Genomic DNA, 3,476 nt, shown 5'->3' with positions numbered 1-3,476 from the left:
CTGATCCATCATGTATGTATCGCTGGATCTCACGTTACCGGGACGGTGGCATGGAAGCGTTGAAAACAGGTCTCATTTACTATGAAAATGCCGCTATTTCGGGCTCTGTAGCCATTTTCATGGTTCGCAATTACTTGGACAACCAAAAAAGAGTATCAAGCCTGAAGCGATGGAGAGTTTTATGCCCTATAAAACTTTTGTACAAATGATGGATAGAGCTCAACAAAACCTACTCAGATTTTTTGCTGCGTTACTCTTCTTGCGTATGAATTCTCTTTTATGAGGTTGCCAGCATTCAGAAAGAATGCTGGCAGAGGAGGGTCAGGCAAACATCGCTTAGCTTAGGGCAGCTTCCATACGATCCAGGGCCTTTTCCAGAGCTTGATCGCTGGTGGCGTAGGAAAGACGCATGCAGCCTTCCATACCAAAGGCAGAACCCGGCACCAGGGCAACACCTTTTTCCAGCAGCATTTCTGCCAGTTGGGTGTCTTTTTCAAAGCCCAGCTTTTTCATGGCTTCGCTGAAGTCAGGGAAAGCGTAAAAAGTACCGTCACTTTCAATGGCGGTGACACCAGGCAGCTTGTTCAGGCGGCCTACTACGTAGTCATGACGCTTTTTGAAGGCGACCAGCATTTCCTTAACACAGTCCTGTGGACCCGCCAGTGCTTCTGTCGCAGCAGCCTGGGCAATCGAGCACGGGTTGGAAGTGCTCTGGGACTGGATCTTCTTCATGTTTTTGATCAGCCAGGCTGGACCACCGGCATAACCAATACGCCAGCCAGTCATGGAGTAAGCCTTGGAAACACCGTTCAAAACAATGGTTCTGTCGTACAGTTCAGGGCAGGCCATCAGGATGTTACAGAAAGGCTCATCACTCCAGAGAATATGTTCGTACATATCATCGGTGGCGACCATAACATGAGGGTGCTTCAGCAGTACGGCTGCCAGACCTTCCAGTTCCTTACGGGTGTAAGCAGTACCGGATGGATTGGATGGGCTGTTCAGAACAACCAGTTTGGTCTTTGGGGTAATGGCTGCTTCCAGCTGATCCGGGGTCAGTTTGAAACGATTTTCCAGAACACCTTTAACGATTACCGGTACTCCTTCGGCAATGGCTACCATATCCGGGTAGGAGACCCAGTAAGGCGCAGGAATAACGACTTCATCACCTTTATCGATCAGTGCCAGGCAGAGATTGAAGAAGCTCTGCTTACCACCGGAGGACACCAGAATCTGGTCAGGCGCGTATTCGTGACCATTGTCGCGATTGAATTTATCAATAATGGCCTGTTTCAGTTCTACAGTACCGTCAACGGCAGTGTACTTGGTTTTTCCTTCGTTAATGGCCTTGATCGCAGCAGCTTTGATGTGATCAGGGGTGTCGAAGTCGGGTTCACCGGCACCCAGGCCAATAATGTCTTGTCCGGCAGCGCGAAGTTCAGCGGCTCGGGCAGTGACTGCCAGGGTAGGTGATGGTTTGACCATCTGAACGCGGTGGGAAGGTTGACCAGTCACGATGTTCCTCGTTAATCGTTATTCAAACCCGTATGAAATCTGGCTGATACTGACTTTAGCGCGAACTTTTTGGGGTCAATAAGCAGGCTTGTCAGGGAATCATGCATCAGCAATGCGCATCATACACAAGGCGTGTTCACTGCGCCATCTGAAAACCGGCACACAAGTTTCATAATTGTGACGTATTGATAGTAAGAAATCATTATGGCGTTTGAGCCTGAGTACTGCTGTAGCAAGAACACATTATTTCGATACATAAATCGGAGTGATCAAACCAATACCAATCAATGCCGCAACAACGGGCAAGGCTGTCACAAAAGCACTAAGACTGTATCAGATTCAGGTTAAAGCTCTTTTTTCACTTCGGTAGTTGAATCAGCAGAGTAGCTGGCGTTATCCACGGCGTAACAGGTGACCTTTCTGCCATGCCGGCACAGCGCATTATCTGCACAGTACATTTCACCTTTTTCACTTAGCCTGCACTCTGCGTCATCTCTGCAAACCATAACGCCGTTGACACGATTCATCACTTCATTCTCTTTGTCTGCAGAGTAGAAGGGACTGACTATTTCGCTTAAAGCTTAGAGGTGGCCTGATCTTTAGATTTACAAATCTTTGATGCAGAAGACGCACTGGTTTTCTCAGCCAGTTTAAGTGCCTCAGTTTTTCCTGAAAGCTAATCTCTTTGGCAGCGCAAGGTGTCCTGGCTTTCTCTGCCAGCCTGAGGGCTTCGGTTTTGAATTTGGGAGAGTGCAACTTACGTTTCTTCTTGGCTGGCATGGGGGCACAAATATTTCTTGATCTCAAAGGTATCGACTGAAGGGAACTTGGCAGAATTTTATGTGTCGAAGGTTAATTATATGGATATTTCGATGGGAAGATAAGAATGTTAGATTTGGTCCAGGCTGTTTCCTTAAAGAGACTTTTTACAGAGCAGGGTTCAATTACGGAAGCTCTGAGCCCAGGTTATTTTGCAGGGATGTTGGTCTGGTTAACCCCACCTGAATCACTTTTCATTCCAAAAAAGTTGTCTAAAGAAGCCTCTGTTCAACTCTCTGAGCGTAAGCCTGACTTTATCGAATCACCGTAGTTGCTTGCAGATCAATGCAGAAAAGTATGCGAAGAGTCACCGACAGCTTTAATGACTTTTCTCAAAGAAGCAGACTCTCTGGACAGGCTTCCTGATGACGCCAGAGTCAAGGTGATTAAGGTGGTTGCTGCTTGGCCTGAGAGTCAGGCATTGAATGCGTTGGACTGCCTCATCGCTAAAGCATTTCCCTTTACCAGTAACCTTCTTGTCTGTCTGAATAAGGCACAGAAACCATTCTGGGATTCAATGATCGGGAGTATCTTGCGTTACAACACATACTCACCGGATTCCATTGAACAAGTTTTTTTGAGTCTGGCTTCTACATCAGGCAGTTCAGACGCATTCACTCCCGAATTGCTTGACAGTCTCATGAGCCAGTTTAATGGTTTTATACCAGATAATACTGCGATAAGGCTGTTAATTTACTCAACGGAAGAGAACTTTCAGGCTCGATTCCATCTTCTTAAAAAACATGGTGTTGATATTGAAGCATCTTTAAATGCACCGGACAGTGACGGAGTGCCTGCTTTTTTTAACTCGAAATGCACAACTGTGACTTTATGTAAATCTCTTGCTGAAGCAGGTGCTGACTTTTCCTTAGTGGATGGAAATGGAGATAATTTTGCCCTCTATCTGCGCAAACTTAAAACGCCGCGATTGCTGCTGTTTCCTGAAATTTGCATCCTTGCAGAACAGATAGGTCTTAATCTGAATCATAGAGATAAAAACGGCTTTAACTACTCAGCCTTAAGTCCCGCTTAACGATCTGAAGAAGTAAGACAGAATGAACTGAAAGGAGCGCCCTCTGTGCTGTTCAGGCAAAATACCTGTGTTAATAACAATGCACTTGCAAGGTGCTACACAGGGACGC

General features: G+C 46.4%; 4 protein-coding genes. 2 read left to right on the top strand and 2 right to left on the bottom strand.

Annotation, left to right across the window (positions count from 1 at the left end):
- The coding region (locus ACR2PX_RS18165; protein WP_434000775.1) for a hypothetical protein at positions 1 to 209 on the top strand (209 nt) is incomplete at its 5' end.
- Positions 210 to 336: 127 nt separating this feature from the next.
- On the opposite strand, the gene ACR2PX_RS18160 is transcribed toward ACR2PX_RS18165, so the two are convergent.
- Positions 337 to 1,485 (bottom strand): pyridoxal phosphate-dependent aminotransferase, encoded by a 1,149-nt coding sequence (locus ACR2PX_RS18160; RefSeq protein WP_434000776.1) that lies wholly within the window; start codon positions 1,483 to 1,485, stop codon positions 337 to 339.
- A gap of 374 nt (positions 1,486 to 1,859) precedes the next feature.
- Positions 1,860 to 2,042 (bottom strand): hypothetical protein, encoded by a 183-nt coding sequence (locus tag ACR2PX_RS18155; protein WP_434000774.1) that lies wholly within the window; start codon positions 2,040 to 2,042, stop codon positions 1,860 to 1,862.
- Between the two features lie 614 nt (positions 2,043 to 2,656).
- On the opposite strand from ACR2PX_RS18155, the gene ACR2PX_RS18150 reads away from it, so the two are divergent.
- On the top strand, positions 2,657 to 3,367 hold the full coding sequence (locus ACR2PX_RS18150) for a hypothetical protein (RefSeq protein WP_434000773.1): 711 nt from the start codon (positions 2,657 to 2,659) through the stop codon (positions 3,365 to 3,367).
- Positions 3,368 to 3,476 lie beyond the last annotated feature (109 nt).

This window comes from Endozoicomonas sp. (assembly GCF_051008435.1).
In the GTDB taxonomy this organism is placed as follows: domain Bacteria; phylum Pseudomonadota; class Gammaproteobacteria; order Pseudomonadales; family Endozoicomonadaceae; genus Endozoicomonas_A.
This window is presented reverse-complemented; position numbering and strand designations above follow the sequence as displayed.

Excerpts from the sequence above, each read along its gene's own strand:
- ACR2PX_RS18160 (WP_434000776.1), bottom strand. The coding sequence starts at position 1,485 with ATGGTCAAACCATCACCTACCCTGGCAGTCACTGCCCGAGCCGCTGAA.
- ACR2PX_RS18155 (WP_434000774.1), bottom strand. The coding sequence starts at position 2,042 with ATGAATCGTGTCAACGGCGTTATGGTTTGCAGAGATGACGCAGAGTGC.
- ACR2PX_RS18150 (WP_434000773.1), top strand. The coding sequence starts at position 2,657 with ATGACTTTTCTCAAAGAAGCAGACTCTCTGGACAGGCTTCCTGATGAC.